This window comes from Xanthomonas sp. NCPPB 3583, assembly GCF_041475715.2.
Lineage (GTDB): Bacteria > Pseudomonadota > Gammaproteobacteria > Xanthomonadales > Xanthomonadaceae > Xanthomonas > Xanthomonas euvesicatoria.
This window is the reverse complement of the sequence record NZ_JCAQNY010000002.1, coordinates 52,195-77,212: the sequence shown is the minus strand read 5'-3', so window position 1 is coordinate 77,212 and position 25,018 is coordinate 52,195. Positions and strand designations below refer to the sequence as shown.

The following is a 25,018-nucleotide window of genomic DNA, read 5'->3' as shown; positions in this document are numbered from 1 at the left end:
GTCGCGAATATTCTCGGCTCGGAGGTGGACAAGGAAGGGGCAAGGACAATCTGGCTAGATCGCCTTATACATCGCGGTGCAGTCGTCAGTCTCAATGACAAATGGGTTGCCAGTGGCGCAATCTCGACAGTGCTGACCTGTCGCGCCCAATGACCCCCTAAACCCGCTTTCCCAAGTCGCGATGGGCGGTGCAGCCTATACGTACCGAGTTTCCACGGTACCGAACAACTTGAACAGCGCGCCCACCACAGAACTAAACTGCCGCCTCTGGCGTCACCAGCCAATCCTGCAACGGATCATCGGACCCTGCACCTATGTGCTGCGGGCAAGTCACTTACACGGGTACTCACGCGAGCAGGGCGCGACGGGGCTGTACGTAATGGACGGCCGCAACGGCAATCTCTTCTTCGAGCCTATGGAGTCCAATGAGGATCTGATCGAAGCGGGCCGCCTGATGGCGCTCAAGCAGAGGCTGTTCGAGCGTCAGGGCATGCTGGCTTGCCGACGTGAGAACTCCTGGACCTTGGAGGATGGCTACTTCCACATCGGAGCAGCCGTGGAAACGCTCGTTGTTGGCCTGGCCCCGACCGTGGAGATCTTCGACCTGACCAGGATGCGAGTAGCCGTACCCCTCTCGCGCGTACAGGGCGCGGCTAAGTTCGTTGCGCACCCTGAGCTGCCGTACATTGCCTTGTCGCAGCGTCTGCACACCACTGAGTGCGAGCCGCGTCAGTGGGACATGCATGCCGAAGCATCGTGGAAGGTCGGATGAACGAACTGTTTGTCGCCTTGGCCCACGGCGGAAACTGGACTGCCCGAGAGCGACGCATCGGCCGATGGGTACGCCACATCCTACTGGTACTGCTGACTGTATCTGCGCTGGCATGGAATCACCACTGGCAAGAACTGGGAGCACAGAATCTGGTGTGGACGAACTGGGTCAACGCACAGTGCAAGACGGGGCTTCGCGAAGTCTGCATGTCATATGTGAACTTTGCCCGACCTTCCGGTATGCCCTCCCAGAAGTTCTGGTCCGCGCATCCAGACCTGGCAGCAACGGCTGAATGTGTCGAGCGCATGGGGTGGCTAACCTTGAGCGTGGGCAGGCAGGACTACACCAGCTTGCTAGACGTGTGCGAAGCCCCGCGAGCGGCGCAGCAAGAAGACCGCGCCCCGCAGTCGTAAGCCCAATTGACGGCAAAGTGAGGACACCAGCCAGCGCTGGCTTCCCCTCTGTCGCTGGTCACGATCAGGAACTCCTGTGTCGCCGGATGGACGTACCCGGCCAACCCATCAGGAGTGATTCCATGCAGATCACCACCAGCCGTGACGACCTCCTCGCGGCGATTGCACCCCTCATGTCGGTAGCCCAGCGCGGAACGAAATTCCGCACCGGCCATGCCAGCCTGACCATCCGTGCGAGTGAAGGCTCGAAGATCCACTTCAACACGTCCGACGACAACTCAGATGTCTGCACCAGCTCGACCGCTACGATTCGTGAGCGCGGAGAGATCGGCGTATCCGCCAAGCGCCTGAGCGACATCATGCGTAGCGTTGACTCGGGTTCCACGGTAGAAATGGAGCGCAAGGGCAACTTCCTCAACATCAAGCTCGGTGGCAGCCGGTTCTCCATCAACTGCGATGGCCCGCTCTCGCCCGTCACGCGCCAGGCAGGCAAGACGGACCAGACGACCGGCGACTTCACGCTGGCCGCTGACGAGTTCAAGTACCTGCTGGAAGCCGCCTGCTCAGGCGTTGCGGGCCTCGGTCCCGATTCCAAGCTCCCCCAGGGCGTGCTGTTCCACCTCACCGGCGAGCGCCTGCGCCTCGTGGGGACAGATGGAGGACGCATGGCTGTGGCCAGCGCCAGCGTCAGCACGCCGCAAGCCACGAAGCTCGTGCTGGGCCACAATGCGGTCGCTGACATCCGCACCTTGCTCTCCAAGGCGAAACCCGACGAGCAAATCGGGTTCAGCTGGGGCAGCGGTATGGCGCACATCAAGACCGCCCATGCCGATCTTCGCGTTGGCGTCTTGGCCAGCGCCTACGTCGATTACGAGAACATCATGGCCGCCAATGCGGTCAATCCGTTTCATGTCGGGCTGGCGGGCCTACGGGAAACACTGACGCGCACACTCATCCTGAGCACAGCCGTCACCGTCAAGCTGAACGGCCGGACGTTGAGCTTCATCACCGCAGACCCGGCCAGCAGGAATGAGGGGCAGGGGAGCGTCGAAAGCATCGAGTTGCCGGAAGATGCGCGTCGCGTCGAGGATTTCGCCATCAGCGTCAATGCCCAGTACCTGCTAGACGCACTAAATGCCGTTCGGGGTGAGCCGGTGCATCTGTCGGTCAGCAAGCCCGACGCACCGCTGATTGTCCTGGCCAATGGCGGCGAGGCGAGGGTCTACGTCATGCCGGTCCGCATCTAACCACTGCGCTCAAACATTGCCGCGATAGCCCGACTCTTTGCAACGGTCGGGCGGTCGTAGTTTCTCAAGCCGGCCGCTTCCTCCGGCATCACCCTGGCCGCACCGGAGCGAAAGAAGCCGGCATACACACGGGGTAGGGGCCACCGTAGCACGTCCCAGCCGATCAAGACTGCGGTGATCGGAGCTAGGGCGCCGGATGCACTCACGGAGGCGGGGAGTGCCGACTCACCGCACAACGAGCGACCGTCGGCGTCCTCCACCAGGAGCCGGCGCAGCGCCGAGAGGTAGGGTGTAGGTGGCAGGGCACCAACGAGTGAAGCCTGCGCATGTCGCGTTAGGACCGCGCGGCAGTTAGCGCCTGCCGCCGAGGGGGAGATTCCGAACTTTCGCGCAAGGTCGGCAATGCGCATGATCTCCCCGTTATCAGGCCAGATCTCCCGCAGGCAATCTGAGTCTTCCGCCCCAGCGTCAAGCCGTTCGGCTCCCGCGTCAGCGCCGCGATCAAGCCGGTGAGTTCACCTTCCAGCGTGTTCTCGATGCGCTGGTACGAGGCCGATGCACCGATCAATGCAGCCTTGTCGCAACTCGACACCAGGGCCAGATCGAAGTGCTTGCGGACCTCGCGGTTGGAAGACAGCAGGTAGCGGCGAAACGTGGCCGTAGGACTCGGCGTGCGGATGCAGGAACTCTACACACCCAAGTGGCAGGCGTCCCGAGGGGGATGCTGGTGGCATCCCTGACGACTGGACTCACCGCATGAGCGAGCAACTCGAAAAAGCGACCTATACCACATCACTCCCCCTTAGCATGGTGCGTGTCCGGCCCGGCCACAACCCGCGCCACCGCTTCAATCAGGAGGAGCATGACGGCCTGTGCCACACGCTGTGCGAGGAAGGGCTGATGCACCCCATCGCCGTGCGGAAGCTGGGCGAGGAGGAGTTCGAGATCATCGCGGGTGAGCGCCGTTGGCGTGCTGCCAAGGACATCGGCTGGACCAGCATCGATGCGAAGGTGTTCATTTGCTCCGAGCAGCAGGCACGACGCATGGCGCGCATCGAAAACCTGAAGCGCGTGAACCTGAGCGTGCCGGAAGAAGCCTACCTGGCACAGGACCAGCTGGACGATTGCGAGGGCGACTATGAGCAGACCGCCCGCGTGCTGGGCTGGAATGTCGCCAAACTGCGCCACCGCCTGCAGCTGCTCCACGCATCGAAGGCTGTGATGGATGCGCTGATGGACCGGACGATCCAAGTCGGCCATGCCGAGCTTCTGAGCACGCTCCCCACGGAGAAGCAAGACGATGTTCTCGCCAAGGTTGTCGCGCACAGGGCGTCCGTCGCGCAGCTGCGCGAACAGCTGCAGGGCGTTTCGATTCCGTTGGCGCAGGCGAAGTTCAATCTCGTTGGGTGCCGGGATTGCCCGCACAACTCCAGTCAGCAGAGCAGCTTGTTCGCGGAACACATTGAAGCAGCGCGCTGCACCAACTCCGGTTGCTTCTCGACCAAGACGGCCGCATGGGTGGATGGGCGGCGCGAGGAGCTGAAAGACGATTACGCAGTGGTGGAGCTGCGCACAGAAGTCATGCCGGGCAAGACCATTCCGCTGGTGATGCAGGGTGAGCATGGCGTAGGCAAGGCCCAGTACGAGATGTGCCGTGGGTGTGCCTTCAGGACGTGCGTTCTGGACAACACCGTCGGCAAGACCACCGGAAACGTCGAGGGTCCGCAGTGTGGAAACACTACTTGCAACACAGAGAAGGTCGCTGCGTACAAGGCGGCGTCGGCACCCGTTCCTAAGGCAGCAGCCCCGCTGGTCGAAGTGGCACAAGACAAGCAGCAGGGTGAACAGGTCGCGGATAAAAAGCCTGCGTCCACTGGCGACCAGGCAAGCGACGGCGTACAGCAGGCGTCATCTCAGCGTGTCGCCATTCCGAAAGCGGCAAAGCTGGCCTACCAGTCCGTAGTGCGGCGCGGCGCGGCGTCCATCGTGACCACCGAACCGCGTGTGCTGCTTGCGCTCGCCGCTTACGGCCTGTTCCAGCTTGGCCGGTCGAATTCCGGCCTGACTGATAACGTCCTGCCGCCCAAGGTGCGAGCCAAAACCGGAAGCAGTGAGCGCATCGGCCGCCTGATACAGATGGAGAAGGGTGACTTGCAAGCGCTGATGGTGAGCATGGCCTCGCAGTTCCTCACGGAGAATCCGGAGAACTTCGTGCGCGATGTTGATCGCACCCGCATCAACCGCACCATCGTCAAGACCTTCAACGTTGACATGGCTCCTCACGTGGTAGTGAACAAGGAATTTCTCGCCTGCCACACGATCCCGGCCATCCATTTGGTGCTAGATGAAAGTGGATTTAGCGCATGGCACAAGTCCCAGTCGGACGGCGAGAAGAAGCACAAGGCGCTGCTCGCGTTTGACAAGAAGAAGCTCATCGACGGGGTTCTGAAAGCTGGATTCGATTTCAGCGGCTATGTCCCCTCGGGCGTCAACACCGACGTGGCCGAGAAGAACTAAGTGCAGGTTCTCCGCACCCGCATGTGCGGGTGAGGGGCCAAGTCATCCTGACATCACATCCACGGAGATTCGCAATGTCCTTCATCGCCAACGTCCTGCCGCTGCTCAAGCATGGCTCCTCGCTGTCGCTGACCTTGAGAGAGGTTAACGGTCAAATCCAGATCGTCATCGAGCCGCATCTGGCGAAGTTCGACCCGGACACCAATGACGAAGTGGTCGCCACGTTGCAGGCGGCCCTGGTGCACCCGGTTCGCGTGACGGCCGAGCGTGACGCTACCGACGCCGCCCTCCTCGAAACCCTGACCAAGCTCGCGCCGGCGTACTCGGCCCTGAGCGACCAGTTGGCTGAACACCAACAGCGCATCGAGGACGCCGCTGCTGCCGCACGCGCCAAAGCGGCGGAAAAGACGGCAGCCAAGCCTGCGAGCAAGGCAATCTCGGCCAAGACCACACCAAAGGCAGCCACGCCGGCCAGCGCCGCCGGTACGACCGATGACGAGGGCGATGATGACGCGGCCAACGGCGACGATTCCGGCGACACCCCGGTGGCCACGCCGAGCGCCACCCCGGCGGCACCGTCGCCCTCCACCGCCAGCTTTGAACTGTTCTGAGGAACTACGCAATGACCACAACTGCATCGACCCTGGAGCGCCGCTTCCGCTTTGGCGTCACAACCCTCGCGGACCCCGACCCGTCCCTCCCGCCGCTGGAAGCGCTGCGACTGCACGTCAAGTCCTACGCCTTCTTGCAATCAGCTGGACTTGGCGAGCCGGTGGTGGAAGGTGATTTGCTCATCTATCCGGTCCAGAAGCCGACCGTCCAGACCAAAGGCGGGCGTAGAAAGGCCGCGCCCCAGGTTCGGGCTTCGCTGGATGAGATCCTGGCATGGGCCAGTGAAACGGTCACGGTAGACATTGGCCAACCCGCAAGGTGGAACGCCATCGCGGTGATGACGCAGCAATGCGCCTCGGCCAAGACCAATCCCCTCATCGACAGTCTCCTCATCCCGATGGCCTAACACCATGCAATCGCTCCCCCTGCTCACCAAGAGGCATGCGCGTCATCAGGTTCAGCCCACCAGCCAACTGCGTGCGTTGGCCGCTAAGCGGCTGGGCGAGGCCGTGCGGCGCGGTAAGGTCTCGCCCAAGCAGGCGAATGACGCGATGCATGGCGGTGAGGCTGGTGTTGCCTCGGTCTTGCTCCCACACCTGTACCAGTGCCGGATGGAGGGCGTGGTCCCCGAGCCGACAATCGGCAATACAACGCACCTCTCGGCCGAGAACCTGGGCAACTTGACTCCTCTGGTGAAGGAGTTGCACGCGGCTGGGCATGTAAAGAACGCCGACCTTGCTGGTGCAAGCCAGAGCAATGCGGGCGAAACGATCCTTCGCCTAGTGATGCTGGGCATCGACAGGGTGGCCGAGGCCGCGAGCGCAAAGTTGCCTATGACGCGGAGTGACTACAGCCCGTTTCACGTATCGCCGCTCGCAATGGCAAAGACGCTTTGCGGACAGGACGGTGAGAGCTGGGAGGTCTCGGCGAACACGGGAAAGGTCATCATTTCCAACGCCGATTCGCCTTTTGTGGTTTTCGCAGACCCTGAGTCTAAAGAGGAAATGTCGGCCCTGTGCTGTGTGGTTCGAGGAATTAATGATCGCAGCGGAAATTGGTTCGTTGTTCCCCCAGATGATGTCCTTTCCGTCGTTGACGTAATGCTGGACGAAGTTCTGCGAGACGTGCGGGTGCATGTGCCGCAAGGTCCGGTATCGACGGACCTGCCGAGCAACGTCCTTGATGCGGTAATGGAGTATTACGGCGTGTTGGAGGATGAGGGTGACGCACTGGACGATGCAATTGAGCGGTTAAACGGCGATCTGCGCCACTACGTTGTGGCCGATCCGTGGAAGATTGGCGATGGAAATCTGGAGAAATGGCTTGCTTCGCCCTCCGGTCCCAACGCCGCACTGATCCAGAGGCTATACGACCTGTATTCCGGGCTGGCGCAGGGCAAGCGCGCCGATGAGCGAGAGGTGGTCGATGGCGAGTACTTCACCTGTGACCTATTTGTCGTCCCCATAGGCTTCTGGAATAACTTTAACGACACGATCCAGCAATACGGGGCTGAATACTGCCCGGCAGAGATCCTGAGCATCGCGCGTTCGGCAAGAACTAAGCGCCCCCATCTCGCCGCATTGGAACTTGCTGTAATGGCTACATCGGTCGCAACGGCCATGGCGCGGATCTTCATAGATGAGTCACCTGATTGACACCCCAGATGCAGAATCCCTGAAGAACTACATGAAGCAGAACAGCGTGGCGCCCACCCATGCGATTCTGTTCTATCAACGACGGGGGAGGCTGGTTCTTACCACCGCTCATACAGTCGATAGCCACCGAGGAACTCCGCGAATTGGGCCAGGCCGACCCATGACGCCTGAGCAAGAGGCCAGTATCGTTGCTGTGCTGATGGGCCGCGAAGCCGATGACGGTAGCAGCAGGGTGCGCGTGATGCCGCAGAACGTTCTGCATACCGACGGCGCAAGCACGACTTGGCTGCAACCATCCGTGGTGGAGCCAATGGTGCTTCGCACCGGAAGCGATGCAAAGACGGTGCTGGCTCGCTGGCCTACTCTGGTGTTCCATGCGCGTAACCGCCAGCTCTATGTGGTGGCTTTGAGGGATGACCAGTGGCCGAGCGATGACAGCCTGGTCTTCCACTGCCCGACCGGCAACGTATGGGCCAAGACCATGGTCTGCACCGGAACGGCTGTACTGCCGATGGGCTGCACCCCCAGCGAAATCCCCGCATGGAAGGCATCCTTCTACGAGAGTGCGTTCACTCATGGCAACCACGGCAAGACGATCACTGTACCCAAGCCCAAGGGTAAGGGTAAGAGCATGGGGCATCAGGCTAACCCTGACCCCATGACGTACTGGGCCGCGCGTGACGGCGTGATGGACGCCTTCCCGAGCGAGCACCTGACCCCGTTGAAGATGACTCTCTCCGAATGGATGAGCAGCCTGGTCCTTGGGGAGAACGTCGGTGATTGAATTGGCAACTCACGCCGCGACCCAGCAGCAGCTGGCCATCATTCTGGCGTGCCCGCTAGTGTGCGTGCCACCGGGCGAAACCATGACTCCGCTATCCGCGCCCGGCCGGCGTTGGGTCGTCGCGAGCAACGGCACCTACCTGGAGCATCGCTCCCTCGCGTTGCATGTGTGCTTTCGGGTGTCCAAGCTCGACACGACCTTTGGAACTGCTCGCCAGTTCATCACCGCTATCAATGGGCCGGTGCCGCGTGAACTGCTAAGCAAATGCCTTAACTTGGCAGTGCAGGCAGGCAGCAACGAAACCGCAGCGCTGATTCATTGGAACCCGACCGAAAGACAGTACGAGCTAGGGCAGCCGGTGATTGAAAGCGCGAGCAAAGCCCACGTCACGTATCGGGACGAGTCGCAAGACGACCTGCTGGTCTACGACTTTCACTCGCACGGTTCTCATCCCGCGTTCTTCTCCGCGACGGACGATGCTTCGGATATGTCCCGCATGGGCCCGTACATCGCAATGGTGGCAGGTAACTGCGACAGTCTGGAGTCGTTGAAAACCTGTGCCCGCATGTGCATGTCGCCGTATCTGTTGAACTTGCAGGACTTCTTCAAGCACGGCGAGCTGCCATGAACAAGCTGCAAATTCCGGCCTCTTGGCTCGATGACCCGATCCGCACATTTGTATACGGCGCCGGCGGCACAGGCTCTCAGGTCATCGACCAGCTTGCTTCCCTAGATGCCTGCATGAAGCAGTTGGGCCATCCTGGCTTCAAGGTCACAGTGTTCGATCCGGACCGGGTTAGCCGTTCCAACATCGGCCGTCAGCGCTTCACGCACGCGGACGTTGGGAACTACAAGGCGTTGGTGCTTACCCACCGCATCAACGCTTTTTATGGCTTCGATTGGGGTTACAAGACGGAAAAGGGACCGATACGCCCTGGCGGTGTCGATCTTGTAATTACCTGTACGGACCTGGCCATGTTCCGCGCGGCCTTCTCTAAGGACAATGCGTCCTCGACCACCAATGCGCTCTGGCTGGATTTCGGCAATGGCAATGCGGAAGCCCAGTGTGTGCTTGGACACCTATCGCGCAAGGTAGCTACCCGGATTCCCAACGTCGTGGACCTGTACCCGGAACTGGCGCAGATGCAGCGAGTGGATGCGGAACGGCCGTCCTGCTCGGCAGATGAGGCGCTACGCCGGCAGCCGTGGCCCATCAATCGCGAGATCGCGATGAAAGGCATCGGCATGCTCTGGAGCCTCCTGCGCGAGGGCGAACTGGACTACCACGGTGTCCAGATGCGAATGAAGCCGCTTTCGCTCAACACCATGCCCATTGATGCAGAGACGTGGGCCTTTTACGGCTATGCGCCCAAGAAGGCGCGACGCGCAGTGTGATGTGGCTGCGAGGCAAGGACAGCCTGTGTCTCATATCGACCAGGGAAAGACCCTCCAACCTGTCTTGCGCGGTGATGCATTCAAAAGGACCATCGTCCAACGCGAGCTATCCACCGATAGACGCCAATCACTGCTAACCGTAGCTCGTTTTGCAAGAAATCTGTTGCTGCAAGTGTACGAATTGAAAGCCTGCATCATGGATTCAAGAGGAGAGAGCGTAATCGTCACCTCGACCCCCGCAGGCAGCCGCCGTGGGCTCTGCGGGTCACATCACGGCTATAGGGACGACAAGTAGGCCAGTAGCCGAACGTTGTATATCAGGGTGCAAACCCATCTAAGCGAGTAGGCAAAGAAATGGCCCGCGGAATCAATAAAGTCATCCTCGTCGGAAATCTTGGCAATGATCCCGACACGAAGTACACCCAGGCCGGCATGGCGATCACCCGCGTGAGCCTGGCGACCACCAGCATGCGCAAGGACCGCGAGGGCAACAATCAGGAGCGCACCGAGTGGCACCGCGTGGTGTTCTTCGGCAAGTTGGGCGAGATCGCCGGCGAATACCTGCGCAAGGGCTCGCAGGTGTACGTCGAGGGCGAGCTACGCTACGACAAATACACCGGTCAGGATGGCGTGGAGAAGTACACCACAGACATTGTGGCCAATGAGATGCAGATGGTCGGCGGTCGTGGTGACAGCAGTGGTGGCGGTAGCGGCGACCGCCCGCAGCGCGCACAGGCGCCGCGACAGCAGCAAGGCGGTGGCGGTGGCAGTAATCGCGGTGACGGGCAGCGCGCCGGACAGGGCGGCGGACAGAGTTACGCCCCGCGTCGGCAGCAGCAGCCGCCGCAGCAGCAGTCGGCGCCGCCGATGGACGATTTTGCGGATGATGACATACCGTTCTAGGGGATAAGTCATTGATTTTATTGACTTTATTGGCGATGCGGGTGCAATCTTGCGCCCGCTTTTTATCTCTGTCAAACGGTATTTTTCGTCCTACCAGTAGATGCGTGCCGCGGCGTAGCCGCCACACATGGAGGTGTTGAACACGCAAAAAGTTGTTCCGTTAAAAATGGGCTATTAGGAACGTTGACAAGCATCGGTATCGCCTTGAACATTGCTGGCAATACCAGGCAGTGCCTGCTACGAGGTCTGTGCGCCTCCCCCAACGCACCATCTACGCTTACTTTCCCACTCGGGGTTCCCCGACTGGGCGAACCCATATCACCGGAGTTCGCTCATGTTCCCTTCCGAACTGGAAGAAGGTCCTCAAGACCTGTCGTCCTTATTGATGAATCTTGCTTTCCAGTTGGTATTTGATGGCGAGGTAACGCAGGTCGCTCATCTACGTCGTGACCAGTGCATTTGTGCGGGCGCAACGGAGGAACAGTGCTCCCGCATCTGGAAAAGTGCCTTGGCATTTGCCCAGGCATATCTGAGCCCCAAGTTCGTTGAAACCTCCCGCCGCTTTCATTTCGCCCAATGCTCTGCGGCGATGATCGCTGTGGGAATAACTGACTGAGATCACGCTTCAACATCCCGGCTGGGTGCCATGTCACCCATAGGGGAGACATGCGTCCGACCGGCTCTCTGCCGGAATGTGCCACCGACAGAGCAACTCACTTGCTCGGCACAGCACAGGAATCAACGCATGTCCAACTCTGATCAAACCCCGGTTGCAGCCAAGTCCATTCCTTTCTTCGGGACGATGCACCGCGTCGGCAATTCCGTCTTCACCACCAGCCTCAACCTGGCCGTGCGTCATTGCAATCACGGCTATCAGATTGTCCTGATTGCCAAGCGCATCGACAGTAGGGGCAATGAAACAATCATTGAGCTTCCGTCTCCGCACATCGCTGCAACCGCGGCCGAAGCCCGCATGATCGTCGCCGATACGCTCGCCCCATTCGTGGAGCGTTTGATGGTTGGTGAACGCACCACGCACGAATCGGTCCACTAGCAGGCATACAGCCGTCGCGATCGCCGGTTCAACTACCCACCAGGGGAGCATTCCCTGCAGGGGTGCTCCCTTTTCCATAAGAGAGCACACACATGTATCCCAACATAGCGTCAGCAGGAGTGGTTGCAGTAGCGTCCGATTCGGACTGCGAGCTTGAAGCGGGATCGGTTGCCGATGACCCTGCCTTCAACGATCCGTTTCGCACCGAACCTGATAGGGAGCTTTGGCCATGAACAGCCTCGTTGCCCTGGTTTCATCTCGCAACGGCGGCATCGACATCGTCTTGTTCAACAAAGAGCGCGAGCGAACCCTTAGCGTCACTCATGGCACCGGACTGACCGTCACGGACGCCCTGTGCGATGCGCTGGCTCAGCACACCGCCTTCTTCATCGACGAAGACGTCGAACTGGCCCTTTGTGTGGCTGCGCTCCGCAACTCTGAGGTGCAGCTATCTGTCCGAAACGGAACCATCCACGCTCATTAATGGACGCACATGAACCCACTTAACATCCGTGTCGCACATGCGAAAGCTGAAATTGCAATCTTGGCCGGTCGCGACGACGGCCTCGACGCTCTTCAGCTTACCTTGGAGGATGCATTCTCCTTCGGCTACCAGCAGTACTTCGCCGATCGATTGGAAGCACCATTGTTGTTCACTGGTGCTCCCGACCTCAATGCAAGCTGGGTGTCCGGCCAGGACTTCGCGTTCGAGCTCGAACAGATGGAAAACTGCGAGCTTTGCAAGGAAGCACGTGGCGACCCCTGCATGATCCATGGTTGACTCAACCCAAAGGCCCCCGATTCTCGGGGGCTTTTTTTTGTGCGACACGTTTTACAATGGATCTGTCAAGTCAACGGAGCATCTATGTACCCTAAACACGTCGATACCAGCACGCTAGATGCTGATGACTTGGTGGAGCTTCGAGACGGGCGCAAGATTTACATCGTTCCTGACGACGACATGGACAGAGTCGATGTGTTCGACGTGCAGGGGGCTCCAATCGGAGCCTTCCACTTTGTAATGATCGAAGTTGGTGACGATTCGCACTGGCACCACCTGACCTGGCAGTATCTCGATGCACAGGATGGCTATCGTCGGTGTGGCATCGGCCAGAAGGTTCTGGAGACCGTAATCGAACTCTGGGACACCAGGATCACGGCCGGTGAAAGCGATGGGAACAAGAGCGGACTGGGCGATCACCTTGTAGGTGACGGCGCGCCATTCGTGGCTAGAATGCGGGAGAAGGGGTTGATCGCCAGGTCGAGTTACGACCCCGCGCCGGAAGCTAAGTGGGACGATGACTGAAGTGCAGAATTCCTGCGCCACCAACACCCACGCGTAATGATGGCTAAGTTGTAGTAATGGCACCCTCCAAATCCAACAATGTCTTCTTACGCGTCGGCCAGCTGGCCACGCTAGGCGTGGAAGACCGTTGGCAGACGGCCATATACCTCCCTGAGTCCATAGACGACCTGCGGACTCAGCACAGTTCAGCGCTCGCGTTGAGCACAGAAGCGTTCGAGCCGATCGTGCTTAGGCTGGTATCTGCACCAACCGTCACCAACCGCCCGTTCCTGATGGTCAAGGCGACTGTTGAGGACCGCGAGCGCGGCCAGTATCAAGCCCAGTTCAGCGGCGACCTGCAGGCATGGATGGATAGCCTGAAGCAAGGCTTGGTGATTTGTGCCATGGCCAAGGCTCGTTGGTGGAATGAGACCCTGACCGTACTGGTGAAGGAGAGCATCGAGAAGGAGTGGTACGGAAAACTTCGGCCCAACTACAAGGGCCGTCCGAAAGGCTTGCCGGGCTCGGATCTTCGCCGACTGATTCACCAGTACCTAGAAGAGGGCATTCCTGGAGCGTGTGATCGCTTGGTCGAGCATCTCGCTCCCCTGGGAGCCATCCATGAGCTGCTGGAAGAAGTCGGGTGCCCTAGCTGGAATCTGAGCACACTCTTTCAGCAAGCACACCGCCCGCGAACGCCTGAATACTGGGAGCACAGCATCTCCGCGCTGACGCGTCTGGATGCGCTTGCCGGATTGCATCGGGCAAAGGCCGGTGGGCCGAAAGCAGTTTCCAATCCTTTCCGCATTCCGACAGTAGAGGACCGATTACGATCTGCCGGCATCTCGCTAACGGACGACCAGACCAACGCGCTCATGGTTTACCGGGCTGCTTTGGCTGGTAAGAAGCCTGCGCGAGTGATGACCTTGGGTGATGTCGGAACTGGAAAGAGCCTGTGCATCTTCATGGTCGCCGCGGGCATCGCCGATCAGGGGGGGCGTTCCATGTGCCTCTTTCCCAACTCGCAGCTTGCCGTCCAGATGATGGAGGACTTCAAGCAATGGGCGCCCGACATCGAAATGAGCCTGGTGATCGGCGACAGCGATGCGACGGTGAACCTCGATGCGTCGATCCTGATCGGAACAACTGCGTTGCTCACCCGCAGGCTTTCAAAGGTGGACGCAGTTCTCGTCGACGAGCAGCATCGCTTCAGTCGTGAGCAGCGCGAGAAAAAGGTCGGGCGACATACGCACCTGTTCGAGTTCACTGCTACCTGCATCCCCCGCACGGAGGCACTTGTTCGCATCGGCCTGTACGAGACTGTTGAGTTGCGGCAGACATTTGCTCCGAAGACCATCTACACGCATCTGCACATCGGGCAGGAAGGCCGACGCGATCTGTTCAACTTGCTTTCTAGTGATCTGAAGAACGGGGGGCGCGTGCTGGTTGTCTACCCACGGAAAAACCTGGATGACGTCGATGGCATTGAGGGAGCGAACGCGCGCGAGGAAACCAACCCCATGCATACGGTTGAAGGTGCGCTCCCCGGCTGGCAGGCCAAGTTCGGCAATCAGGTCGCGTCCATCACCTCCGACAACACGACGGAGGAGAAGGTGGACACGCTCAATGCCTTTGCCGAAGATCGCATCAAGGTGCTAGTCACCACGACCGTCGTCGAGGTGGGGCTGAACCTGCCTAAGCTCTACCGAATCGTCATTGTGGACCCAACTCGATACGGCCTGGCCACCCTGCACCAGTTGCGTGGGCGCGTGGCTCGCAAGGGCGGGGAGGGACACTGCGAGCTGCTTTGTGGCGACAAGCTCAAGGCTGAGCAGCAGGATAGGCTGGAATTTTTCTGCTCTACTTCGGACGGCTTTAAGATCGCCGCCCGTGACCTGGAGCTGCGCGGCGCCGGCGATTTGGGCAGCGGCAGCAATCGCCAGTCCGGCGCCGACTTCGTGTTCTTGATCGGGCGCAAACTCAGTATGGCGGACTTCAGTTTGGTCCTGCCGATCTACACCCGGCGGATGCCCGAAGCTGCCTGAAGGAGTCGGAAAAGGGGGGCATTCCGCATGCTCATCCGCGGGTTCGTTACATCGCACGCCCACTACAGTCCACCACGTCCCCAAACCGTGGCTCGACTCCTTGAAACTGCGAATCCTCTCCCTGGCGGTGATCGCCTCCTTGGGCGCCGGCTCTGCGCTGGCCGCCGACCACACCCATCGAACCGAGGATGCCGCAGATCCGGACCTCGAGCGACTTGAAGCATCAGCGAAGGGCGGCAATGCGGTAGCCGCGTCCAAGCTGGCCGCCCTATATCAGCAATCGGGCGACCGCCAACTGCAGGCCAAGGCTCTGGACGTGCTGTCTTCTTGCGACGCTCAGATGCACCCAATTTGCCGGGTGGATCTCGGCCTGGCCTACGGGCGTCAGGCGCTAAGAGATGACCTGGACGAAGATCGCCGCCAGCAGCTGGCTCGCCAGTCCATCTTTCGGGTCACCCATGCAGCGCACATGGGCAACGCCGATGCCGTGCAGCTGCTGACGGACTTCGCCAACGCCGGCTTGGGTGGGCGCCGTACGGCGGAAATCGCCGCGGCACCACCCTCGCATGAAGCAGGTTCCAGAGCGCTGGAAGCTCGCCGCCCCCTCCTGGAATTGCCTGCAATTAGGCGCCCGAAACCGACGAAGGCCGCCTTTTCGGAATATCGCAAGGACGGCGGATTCCTTGCGGCTGCGCCTCGCCCGCTACTGAAGACGCTCACCCGCCCATTGGAACTCACGGCACGGCCTGCACAGCCTATGCCCGTACTGGTTGCGTCCGTTGGCACAGTGCCGATGGTGCCGGCGACGCTGGAGCTGCAGGGCCTCCAGGGTGAGCTTGACCAAGCTATGGAGCAGCTGCAGTTGGCTCGTATGCAACTGGAGGAATCCAACAGGACCATCACGGCGCTGCGCGAGCAGATGCTGACCAGGCAAGTACCCGCTTCGGAATTTGTCGATGCAGCCACCCTAAATCGCAAGGCGCTGGATGCCGCCATGAACGGCGACTATGAGACTGCAATACCGATGTTTCGCAAGGCTTCCGAGCTCAACCATGCAGGGGCGATCAACAATCTCGCAGCAATGTTCGTCAACGGAACTGGCGTAGCGAGGGACATGCAGCAGGCCGTCAATCTCTTTGAACGGTCGGCTCAGCTTGGCAATGCCGAAGCCGCCGAGAATGCCGCTCGGATCTACAACTACGGCATCGGGCGGAGCAAGGATCCCAGCAGGGCCCGTACCTGGTATCGGAAAGCCATTGAACTCGGCTCCGTGCGCGCCGCGCAGGAGCTGTCGGACATGGAGCGCATCATCGAGGCCGATTTCTACTTCAAGCATGTCTAGCGCCAAGCGTGTTTCCCCCAAACCGATTTTTGGTCGCCGGCTGAGCGTGGTTAACTGATTTCAAGGGCAGGACGCCCACGCCTCGTCAGGGAGGCGATCACAAGGACAGCAATAGGGTTTCGCGAAGGAGCGGTACGACCAGCACACGGGCAGGAAGCTCGGAATCTGGTGGGTGGCAGGATGCCAACCCCGACCATGGAGAGGCCTTATCAACCCCGCGCCGTAGGGAACACGGCGCGGGGTTTCTCGTTTAGAGGTCAAAAAAGGGGTAGAAACGGCCGGTATTTCTTGGATTCGTTACACCCGCGTGCAGCCAGAATCGATCGCATGGGAACGAGGATCTATCCATGTGGTTAAGCAGGCTGTTCGGCAGCATATCCAAGGCAGAACCGTCGGCGCCGGCAGAGAAGATGCCGCAGGCTGAAGAAACTGGCGAGGCACCGCCGTCGCCTGCAGACACGCATCAGGTCAACACCGCGGCGATCGTGCATCGCGCTCAAGTTCCGCCGGCGGGGCCCTCCTACGCTGGCCAACCCGTTCCTTTTTACCCAAACCGCGAAGAGGCCGTCCCATCGGCCCCGCCGGACGTGCTGCTGGAGACGCAGGGCGCTCTGGTGCAAAAGCTGCACCAGGCATCGGGCTTCAGCTACGGCGATTTCGACCGCTACCTGCGTCCTGTTCTACGTAGCTACGCGGAATTTGTGCACCTGCTGCCGGCATCGGAGAACCACCATCACTGGGACATCGGAGGTCTGCTACGCCATGGCCTGGAATGCGGCTATCACGCCGCGAGGCGTTGCGAGGCGGCCGTCTTCGCCTTGGACTTCACTCCGGCACAGCGCAAGGCGCTTGAGCCTCGATATCGCATGTGCGCCATTCTCGGTGCCCTGATGCACGACCTCGGTAAGCCGCTATTCGACGTCGGCGCTGTCGATGAGAGCGGGAAGCTGCAATGGGATCCGCACGTCCTTGCACTGCATGCCTGGCTGACCGAAAACAAGCTCCCGCACTACTTCATCACATGGCGTCACGCGCCGCGTGGGACGAAGCATGAAGCCTTCACCACTGCCGCCATCTATCGGATCGTGCCAGAGGAGACTCTGCGATGGATTGCCGCAGCCGGCAGCCAGAAGCCGTTCTCTGAAATGCTGCTCGCTATGACCTCACGGCATGATCCTTCCAACCCGCTGGTGGATATCATCAAGCTGGCGGACCAGATCAGCGTTTCCCGCGACATCCTCGCTTCTCGTTCGCGACTGGCCCAAACCGGTCAGGGCGGTCTGCGATCGGTGGCATCGCGCCTTGTGCGTTCGCTTCACGACAAGATCCTTTCGGGCGAATGGCGCTTGAACCGCGTCGGCGACCCGGTCTGGTACACAGATGACGGAATCATTGCCGTGTTTCCGGAGATCACCCACCGTATGGTGCAGTCGCTGCGCGATAGCGGTGAGCAGGGAGTCGTGCACGATTCGATGCAGGTTCTGGAGATCCTGGCCGATTACGGCTTCACCCAACCTAATATCCTCCCTGATGGCCGAGCCATGCACACCTGGCATGCCACCATCGATGGAGAGGACCGTGGCAAGCAGTTTTCGCAGCGCTTGCAGGTCATCCGATTCCATACCGAGACAATCATCCCCTCGGTGACCGTGATGCCGACGCCGGTCAAGGTGACCTGGGAGCCTGCCCCGGGACAGAAAGCCGTCAGCGCGCCCGCCTTGCCAGCTGCAGCGACCACGAAGGCTGAGGAGGAGGCGACCGACCAGGCCCACGTCGAAGAGCTGAAGCAGGCTCCGATCGTCCTGGCCAGCGGCGAGCTTCCTGCCAAGCCGAGCCTTGCCGATGCCGGCACATCGAACACCGTGCCCTCGGCACCAGCTGTGCCGCCACAGGAGCTGAAGGCAACGCAGGACGGGCACGCCGCGTCTTACCCACACCTTTACCCGGCTGACATGCTTAAAGACGTTGCCGTGCCAGAGCGAGTTGGTGGGGACGCTTCTGATCCCGTCCTACCGCCTGCTCAGGAGCTCACGGGACCAGGCGAACTGGCCATCAAAGAGGCCCCGAGTGGTGCCGACGACCCTGACCACCCGTACTTCCGCGATCGATCGACAGAGAAGGATTCGCGCACGGAACAGATGCGAGAGGCACGGGAACTGATGCGTTCAAACTGGCCGCCGGCGACCGAGGAAGAGGCCAACGAGTGGCTGAGCGCAAAGCGTCCGATGGGTATCTATCTGCAGGATATAGCCACGGCAATGAAGGCTAACAAGCTGCGCCTGGGCGAACACATCTTCCTGCTTGATGAGCGCGTCAATCTCAAATTTCCCCTTGTGTTCGAAGGTCTCGGCGCCGACGTGTATGAGCTACGCACTGAACTAAGTGAGATCGGTTGGATCGAGCGCGACCCGTCCACACCTGCGCGAGTGAACGTCTCCATCACGCATCCCCGCACGTCGCGCCCAGTGGAATGCATTCGCCTCAACGAGGACATGAGCCAGGTGTTTCAGCTCGTCGCAGCGAGTGCGTTCGTCTCGCCTGTGGAGAAGGAAGAACCTGCGTCGGCACCCACCACCATCGGTCCGTATCTAACAGCCGACGACATCGGCAAATGGACGGCCATGTCCTTCGCTGGCACGGGCGACCCAGAGCAGGCGGCTGTGCTGCGAAATGCGGTCTACCGCTTCTTCAAGGATCGGCACGCCCCCACCGAAGACACTCTGGACAATCTGGTCGACTTGGACGAGCGGCTTACCAAGGTCACCATAACCGACTTCCTTGGCGCACACCGCGGTATCAGCCGCACGGCCGTCCACAACAAGTGCGCTGACAAGGCAAACCCGCTGTTTGTCATCACCCAGTTCCCCAACGCCGCTGCGGCGCGCTGGGAGCTGCGGATCAACCCAGCCTACAGCGCCCAGCAAGACGCTGAGATGGCAACGCTTGTGCGCGATCGCATCTATAGGGAGAACAATCCGTGAGTGTCTTCAAAGACGTCTACAGGTACGAAGATCCGTTCCGGACCATCTACGAGTTCTACGCCATCGCGGCCTGGGCCGTGGCAGCCTTCCTGACAATTCTGGTGCAGGCTGTGAGCCCCTTTCCGCCTGGGATATTTATTGTCGTTTCGGGACTGTGCCTTGCCATGGCAGGAGTCAGGGGCTTGAAAGCGAAAAAGCTTTGGTCTTTGCAGAAGAACCTGAGTGGTCAAACCCTATCTTTTATGACTCGGCGGGAGCTGCGCGATATTTGCGCGTCCCATCCACAAGAACTGTTCCTGGGCTTCGGCTTCACCTGGGCGCAAGACATGGCGCAGATGACACATCAAATCGAGCGCGCTGATCCAGCACGGCTAACCTTCGACGACAGGAAACAGATGGGACAGCCGTGGATCCACGGCATCGGCATGATGAAGGAGGGACCAATTTTCCTGCCGCTGGACCATACCGCAGGCCACATTCTGCTGATCGGCACGACCCGCGCCGGCAAGTCCCGTACGTTGGATTCGATCATCGCCCAGGCAGTCGACCGCGGTGAATCCGTGATCATCTGGGACCCGAAGGGCGATAGGGGCCTGCGCGACTCAGCGCGTAATGCATGCGCGGATTCGAACCGACCAAACGACTTCGTCTACTTCCACCCCGCGTTCCCAGAGAACTCAGCTCGTATTGACCCGCTGAAAAACTTCAACCGCGCCACCGAACTGGCCACCCGCGTTGCAGCACTGATTCCGTCCGAAACCGGTAATGATCCCTTCACCGCACATGCGATGGGCGTGCTGACCAACATTTGCGAAGGCATGCTGATGGTGCACAGCAAGCCGACCCTGGTGAAGCTGAAGCGCTATGTGGACTCCGGCGTGGAAACGCTCCTGCGCCAGGCTTGTGAGAAATACTTCACCACCGTCCATCCGGAATGGAGGGATGAGGTCAAACCATTCCTCGACAAGGCCAAGAAGAACGATAAGGCGATCTGCAACGTCTACGTCGAGTACTACCGTGACGTGATCCAGAAGAAGAAGCCGCATGCCGGCCTTGAAGGCCTTATGGGCACCTTCAGCCACGACGCATCGCACCAGCAGAAGATGCTGGCTTCGCTCGTTCCCGTGCTGACCATGCTCACCTCAGGCACGCTGGGTGGACTACTTTCCCCGGATCCGGACGATGTTGATGATGAGCGTCCTATCACCGACTTTGCACGCATCATCGGCAACCGCCAAGTCTGTTACATCGGCCTGGACTCGTTATCAGACAACATGGTCGGCTCAGCAATCGGCTCCATGTTTGTTTCGGACATGACTGCGGTTTCGGGCGATCGCTACAACTTCAGTGAAGGAGCGGACACAAAGCCCGTCAACCTCATCATCGACGAGGCAGCAGAGCTGGTCAGCGACAAGATGATCCAGCTGCTGAATAAGGCAGGCGGTTCCAATCTTCGACTGATCATCGCCACGCAGACCTTCGGTGACTTTGCAGCGCGAGTGGGCTCGGCTGAGAAGGCGCGAATGGTGCTGGGCAACCTGAATAATGTCATCGTCCTACGCACGATCGATGGCAATACGCAGGAGTACATTGCCGAGTCGCTGCCCAAGACATGGGTGCGCCACATCGAGTACGGAAAGGGCACCGATACCGGAACTGCCAAGGTAGGTGAGTTCGGATACCGCATCACCGAGTCGATAAAGGAAACCCAAGTGCCGCTGGTGGCGCCGGCGATGCTCGGCTGCCTGCCGAACCTTGAATTCTTCGGCCGCATATCCGGTGGCAAGCTGGTCAAGTGCCGAATTCCGCTGCTTGACTCCACGCCCACGCCAGAGAAGGAGCGTGCGTAATGGCACATCGCATCGAGGAGGCACTCACTACCTGGAAATTCATCATCATCGGGTGCTTGTGCTACCTGGCGGCCATCGCCTTGTTCGCGTCTGAAGGCTATGTCAGCAAGATGCTGGAACGGGAGCGTCAACTTAACTATGGCGTACTTGGGGCCGGCCCTGCAGGCCATGCTGAGTCGCGCGCTTACGCCTGGTACAAAACGGGTTTCGTCGACAACGGTATGGTCCTCGGCACCCTCCGGGTCGTTACGCCAGAGCAGGGTTCAGACACCACCAGCACAGCAGCCAAGGCGGTGTCTCCAGCTTTGGAATACGTCGAAAGTCGTGTGAGGACGATGTGGCTACTGGTGTATCAGCTGCTGGTGCGGTTGTCGGTCACGGTGATGTGGTGGCCCTACGGGGTTCTGATCTTCGTTCCGGTCATCATCGATGCATTGACGCAGCGACGCATTGCGTCGACCAATTTCTCAACTCCATCTCCAACGATGCACATCATGGCCAAGTCGATGGTGTGGATATTTCTGGTCGGGGCGGTGGCAATCATCTTCGCTCCGCTCCCACTTAATCCCGCACTAACACCGCTATTGATCATGCTCGGTGCGAGTGCGTTTTGGCTGTCGATCACGATGTTCGCAAAGAGCGCCTGATACATGGAAGGAACCATGCAATACCTGACCGTTCGTGAAGTCTTCCACCGCTGGCTCAATAAGTACAACCAGGACGCGCAGTCGGTGTCCCATGCCGCACGTCGAAAGGCTTTCTCCGCACTTGTAGATCCTACTTTGGGGAGCCACTTGTGTGGCACCTTGAAACAGGAGGATGCGCGGCGGACGCTTCGCGAAGGCGCGGCACTTCGCTCCCTAGATTCGGCCGCGGCCGCTTTTCACATGCTCAACCAGGCGATGGCCTGGGCTGACCTGTGGCCGGCAGAAGCTGTGGTGTATGAGCCGTTCATCGCTGGGACGTCCCTTGAGATCCCTCTGTCTTCGTATCAGGTGGCCGCCCTGGTGACGAAGCTTCCGGTGAACTACAGGGTTGCCTGCCACATCATTCTGCTGACTGGCATCAAGCCTGCGACCCTGACATCGATAACGATGGGCGCTTTCATGAGCGCGTTCGAGGCGTCGATCGACACGGACAGCCCTGACCTGATCCATCCGGTTTACGTGGCCAACTCCCCCCAGCCGGTTTTCCTGACAAACCCCGTGCTGACCGCCATGAACAAGCACGTTAGCAGGTGCAAGGACGCGGAGCGGGTGTTTCAGATGGCACCAACCTCCATCGCGTCAACCTGGAACCGATATGCGGGCGATGCCCCTGTACTAAATCGCTTCAAAGGCACTGCAGCAACGCACCTGCTGAAGCTCGGCGCCGACGCGCACGCGCTCTCTGCCAACCTCGGGGTAAGCTTGGCGTCCGCAGGTGCGCTCATGGAGCGTCTACGTCCCGCCAGCCAGAGCGTGCAACATGAAGCATTAGCTTGACCAGCCGTTTCTGAAAGCGCTACAGCGGAGAATTGATGGCGCTAGCTTTTGACAACTGCCATGATTCTAAGAGCCACCGAAAGCTGCGCAACTGCGCCAGCACAACACAGGTCGTAAGGCGACCCCGCACTGTTGGTGGCACGAGTCACCATTGATGCGACTGATTCGTGAAATAGGCGACGGCCTTTCGCGAAGGCTCGCTGGGTCCGATTAGCTGCGCCAAAGGGAATGCCGAGCTCCGTGCTTGATGCCGGCACTGGCGGTCGCCAACGGTTCGACCTGCATGACGCCCAAGGCGGATCCGCCTCGCTGTCGCCACGCCCGGCTGGGGGTAGGGCGGTTCACTTACCGCCACTGCCCGGCCTTGCTCGATGTAGGCGCTGGCCAGCTCGACGGCTGACGGTATCGACTTGCAGGAGATCCACGTCGCCAACGCGGCCGGCAGCTGCAGCACCTGGTGCGATCGCATTGGCCGTGGCCACCGCGACTGCGCTGGGCGCAGCCAGGGGCAGGTGGCGGTGCTCGATGCCGGCGCCGGCCAGCTGGTCGACCTGCATCTGTACCGGGAACATCCGCGGTGATTGAGTCAGGATCTACGCGACGGCACGAATCTCGCTCTCCACATAGACCAAGCGTAGTTCAGCATTCAGTAGCAACTATCGGTGCCTCGCGTGAGTATGCAGACCTGACACATGGGCCAAGCCGCCGTCGGCCGGCTTGGCCGGCGGATCTGAGCTACCAGGTGTTGCTCAGGTGCCATGCGGGTGAGCGGTAACGCTAGCGACCGGTCAGGCATCGCAAGAATGCGTGCCAGTCCAGCGGTGCTTGTACCGGCGCTGGATGCAAGCACAGAGAACCTGGTTGCACCAACTTTGCAGACTCGCAAAGCTCTAACGCGGCAAGATCGAGCTTTGGTTGCCTTCGAGCTCAGACCTGCAGCACGATCACTAGATCAAGCCAGCTTCCGCCAGGAACTCGGATGGCTGCGCGTCGGAGTTACGTTGATAGCTGAGGAACAGATTGAGCTTGGCACGCGTCATTCCGACGTAGAACAGCCGTCGCTCCTCCTCGACTGGCGACTGATTGGAGGGGATGACGCCCTGCTCGCAGCCGACGATCCAAACGTGCTTGAATTCGAGTCCCTTCGAGGCGTGCAGGGTCATCAGACGTACCGCATCGGAATCTTCGTCTGTGCCTTCTGCTTGGCGCTGGATGTGCTGCAGGCGCTGCTTAAGAGTGCCCGAGAGGCGCGCTATGCTGCCCTCGCAAGACGCGAGTAGTCGATTGTTGCGTTCGATGGTGGCCCGACTGGCTTGGGCGCTGTACATGTTGCGGCTCATGAACATATTGAGTCCCAGGAACACCCGATCCACACGACTTGGATCCTTGGCCATCTCCACCCACGTAGGCACCACGCTGGCCAGCCGTTTAACCATGGGTGAGTCCGACTCGTCAGGCTCGTTCAAGAAGCGCTGCAGAGCACCTGGGCGCGAGGCCATAACGCGGCTGGTAATACGCGTCAGATCGCTTTCATCAACGCCACCGCGGCGCAACAGTTGGTCAAAGCCGGCCATGTCGCCAGCGGCAAGTGATTTGAGCACTGAAAGGAACAGGGCAGGAACTTCCAGTTCCCAGAATGGCGTGCGCCCGGACCGTGTGGAAGGGATTCCGCTCTCTTGCAGGATCTGCTCTACCTTCTCCAGCTGGCTGTTGGTTCGGGCCAGCACTGCCCAGTTGCCGTAGTCGCCATTGTCCAGAATGGCAGCGGTGAGCGCCGTGTTCTCGGCGCCACGATCAGGAAAGCGAAGCACGCGGACCTGTCCATGTGCCTTGTTTTCGGTGACCAAGTTTTTGTGCAAGCGCTCGGCGTTGTAGGCGATGAGTTTGGATGCCGGCGCGAGGATCTCGGCTGCACAGCGGTAAGTCGTGTCCAGATTCACCACCTGGGCATCAGTGAGCTGCTGGAACTCGGTCATGCATTTGTAGCCGCCAGCGAATCGGAAGCCAAAGATGGACTGATCGTCGTCGCCAACGACCGTGACCTTGGCCCCGTGCTTGATGTGCTCGGCGATCCACTTGAACTGGATGTCATCCGTGTCCTGGAACTCGTCAGCGAGCATGTAGTCAACTTTGTACGGCACAACGAAATCTGGGTGGCCAGCACCCTTGGCCATGCCGCGCGTAGCGAGCAGCAGCAGATCCGAGAAGTCGTGGAAGCCCCGTTCGGCCATCAGTTCGCGGTAGCGGAGGTAGACCTCCTCAGCCATCTGATTCTGTGGTGAACCAAAAGAGTGATCGATGTGGGTTTTGAAGTATTCGACCTTCGAGGCGATCTCATCGAAGGGATAGATGTTGGTCTGCGTTACCACCTCGGCATAGGCGGATCGCATGATGGCGCCAGCGGCCTGCGCTTTAAGATTGACGCGCTTTCCAGAGCGTTCGAGTTGCCGCTTAGCCAGGCTGTGGAAGGTGCCGCATACCAGGCGATCCCCTAGTTTGGGATTCTGCGATCGGATGCGCTCCTCCAGTTCGCCGGCGGCTGCGGAGGTGAATGTCACGGCAAGTAGACGACTGGCCGGGTCGAGCTCGAGCAAATGGGACGCCCGGAACTTGAGGACCGTCGTCTTGCCCGAACCGGGGCACGCACAAATCATGGCGTGCCCCGCGGCCCGGACTGCT

24 protein-coding genes are annotated in these 25,018 nt (G+C 60.1%); 23 read left to right on the top strand and 1 reads right to left on the bottom strand.

Annotated elements, in window-relative coordinates:
* The first annotated feature begins 379 nt into the window (after window positions 1–379).
* From ACCQ07_RS21755 to ACCQ07_RS21645, 23 genes are all read left to right on the top strand, one after another.
* Entirely contained in the window at window positions 380–772 is a 393-nt protein-coding gene (locus ACCQ07_RS21755; protein ID WP_152667154.1) for a hypothetical protein, read from the top strand.
* Window positions 769–1,185, top strand: a complete 417-nt coding sequence (locus tag ACCQ07_RS21750) for a hypothetical protein (RefSeq protein WP_161798089.1) — start codon at window positions 769–771, stop codon at window positions 1,183–1,185. Before ACCQ07_RS21755 ends, ACCQ07_RS21750 begins: the two co-directional genes overlap by 4 nt.
* Window positions 1,186–1,307: 122 nt before the next feature.
* Entirely contained in the window at window positions 1,308–2,432 is a 1,125-nt protein-coding gene (locus ACCQ07_RS21745) for a hypothetical protein (protein ID WP_372364278.1), read from the top strand.
* A 756-nt stretch (window positions 2,433–3,188) separates the two neighbouring features.
* Complete coding sequence (locus tag ACCQ07_RS21740) at window positions 3,189–4,949, top strand: PRTRC system ParB family protein (protein ID WP_372364276.1); 1,761 nt, start codon at window positions 3,189–3,191, stop codon at window positions 4,947–4,949.
* Window positions 4,950–5,023: 74 nt separating this feature from the next.
* Entirely contained in the window at window positions 5,024–5,560 is a 537-nt protein-coding gene (locus ACCQ07_RS21735) for a hypothetical protein (RefSeq protein ID WP_046936661.1), read from the top strand.
* Window positions 5,561–5,571: 11 nt separating this feature from the next.
* On the top strand, window positions 5,572–5,967 hold the full coding sequence (locus tag ACCQ07_RS21730; RefSeq protein WP_074052222.1) for a PRTRC system protein C: 396 nt from the start codon (window positions 5,572–5,574) through the stop codon (window positions 5,965–5,967).
* Window positions 5,968–5,971: 4 nt separating this feature from the next.
* Window positions 5,972–7,216 (top strand): hypothetical protein, encoded by a 1,245-nt coding sequence (locus ACCQ07_RS21725; RefSeq protein WP_074052223.1) that lies wholly within the window; start codon window positions 5,972–5,974, stop codon window positions 7,214–7,216.
* On the top strand, window positions 7,200–8,000 hold the full coding sequence (locus ACCQ07_RS21720) for a PRTRC system protein B (protein WP_075668958.1): 801 nt from the start codon (window positions 7,200–7,202) through the stop codon (window positions 7,998–8,000). The genes ACCQ07_RS21725 and ACCQ07_RS21720 overlap by 17 nt, the downstream gene beginning before the upstream one ends.
* Window positions 7,993–8,628, top strand: a complete 636-nt coding sequence (locus ACCQ07_RS21715; protein WP_131828650.1) for a PRTRC system protein A — start codon at window positions 7,993–7,995, stop codon at window positions 8,626–8,628. Before ACCQ07_RS21720 ends, ACCQ07_RS21715 begins: the two co-directional genes overlap by 8 nt.
* Complete coding sequence (locus ACCQ07_RS21710; RefSeq protein WP_372364272.1) at window positions 8,625–9,395, top strand: PRTRC system ThiF family protein; 771 nt, start codon at window positions 8,625–8,627, stop codon at window positions 9,393–9,395. The genes ACCQ07_RS21715 and ACCQ07_RS21710 overlap by 4 nt, the downstream gene beginning before the upstream one ends.
* Before the next feature lie 354 nt (window positions 9,396–9,749).
* Window positions 9,750–10,298 (top strand): single-stranded DNA-binding protein, encoded by a 549-nt coding sequence (gene ssb, locus ACCQ07_RS21705; RefSeq protein ID WP_372364268.1) that lies wholly within the window; start codon window positions 9,750–9,752, stop codon window positions 10,296–10,298.
* A gap of 334 nt (window positions 10,299–10,632) precedes the next feature.
* On the top strand, window positions 10,633–10,914 hold the full coding sequence (locus ACCQ07_RS21700) for a hypothetical protein (RefSeq protein ID WP_074052228.1): 282 nt from the start codon (window positions 10,633–10,635) through the stop codon (window positions 10,912–10,914).
* Window positions 10,915–11,043: 129 nt separating this feature from the next.
* The gene (locus ACCQ07_RS21695; protein ID WP_131828649.1) at window positions 11,044–11,352 is read left to right on the top strand and encodes a hypothetical protein; all 309 of its coding nucleotides are present in this window, start codon (window positions 11,044–11,046) and stop codon (window positions 11,350–11,352) included.
* Between the two features lie 229 nt (window positions 11,353–11,581).
* Entirely contained in the window at window positions 11,582–11,836 is a 255-nt protein-coding gene (locus tag ACCQ07_RS21690; protein WP_074052230.1) for a hypothetical protein, read from the top strand.
* A 9-nt stretch (window positions 11,837–11,845) separates the two neighbouring features.
* Window positions 11,846–12,133: a hypothetical protein gene (locus tag ACCQ07_RS21685; RefSeq protein ID WP_372364265.1), complete on the top strand. Its 288-nt coding sequence runs from the start codon at window positions 11,846–11,848 to the stop codon at window positions 12,131–12,133.
* 84 nt (window positions 12,134–12,217) lie between these two features.
* Complete coding sequence (locus ACCQ07_RS21680) at window positions 12,218–12,658, top strand: hypothetical protein (RefSeq protein ID WP_372364263.1); 441 nt, start codon at window positions 12,218–12,220, stop codon at window positions 12,656–12,658.
* Window positions 12,659–12,714: 56 nt separating this feature from the next.
* Window positions 12,715–14,682 (top strand): helicase-related protein, encoded by a 1,968-nt coding sequence (locus ACCQ07_RS21675; RefSeq protein ID WP_372364261.1) that lies wholly within the window; start codon window positions 12,715–12,717, stop codon window positions 14,680–14,682.
* A gap of 100 nt (window positions 14,683–14,782) precedes the next feature.
* On the top strand, window positions 14,783–16,024 hold the full coding sequence (locus tag ACCQ07_RS21670) for a tetratricopeptide repeat protein (RefSeq protein ID WP_372364260.1): 1,242 nt from the start codon (window positions 14,783–14,785) through the stop codon (window positions 16,022–16,024).
* Between the two features lie 347 nt (window positions 16,025–16,371).
* Window positions 16,372–19,005: a MobH family relaxase gene (gene mobH / locus ACCQ07_RS21665; RefSeq protein WP_372364259.1), complete on the top strand. Its 2,634-nt coding sequence runs from the start codon at window positions 16,372–16,374 to the stop codon at window positions 19,003–19,005.
* Complete coding sequence (gene traD / locus ACCQ07_RS21660; RefSeq protein WP_372364258.1) at window positions 19,002–20,855, top strand: conjugative transfer system coupling protein TraD; 1,854 nt, start codon at window positions 19,002–19,004, stop codon at window positions 20,853–20,855. Before mobH ends, traD begins: the two co-directional genes overlap by 4 nt.
* The gene (locus tag ACCQ07_RS21655) at window positions 20,855–21,502 is read left to right on the top strand and encodes an IncC plasmid conjugative DNA transfer DtrJ family protein (protein ID WP_074052236.1); all 648 of its coding nucleotides are present in this window, start codon (window positions 20,855–20,857) and stop codon (window positions 21,500–21,502) included. Before traD ends, ACCQ07_RS21655 begins: the two co-directional genes overlap by 1 nt.
* A gap of 15 nt (window positions 21,503–21,517) precedes the next feature.
* Window positions 21,518–22,339, top strand: coding sequence for a site-specific integrase (locus tag ACCQ07_RS21650; RefSeq protein ID WP_372364257.1), 822 nt, complete (start codon window positions 21,518–21,520; stop codon window positions 22,337–22,339).
* Window positions 22,340–22,749: 410 nt separating this feature from the next.
* Window positions 22,750–22,920: a hypothetical protein gene (locus ACCQ07_RS21645; RefSeq protein ID WP_372364256.1), complete on the top strand. Its 171-nt coding sequence runs from the start codon at window positions 22,750–22,752 to the stop codon at window positions 22,918–22,920.
* A 366-nt stretch (window positions 22,921–23,286) separates the two neighbouring features.
* Here ACCQ07_RS21645 and ACCQ07_RS21640 read toward each other — a convergent pair whose 3' ends face one another.
* Entirely contained in the window at window positions 23,287–24,993 is a 1,707-nt protein-coding gene (locus ACCQ07_RS21640) for an ATP-dependent helicase (RefSeq protein ID WP_229006713.1), read from the bottom strand.
* Between the last annotated feature and the right edge of the window lie 25 nt (window positions 24,994–25,018).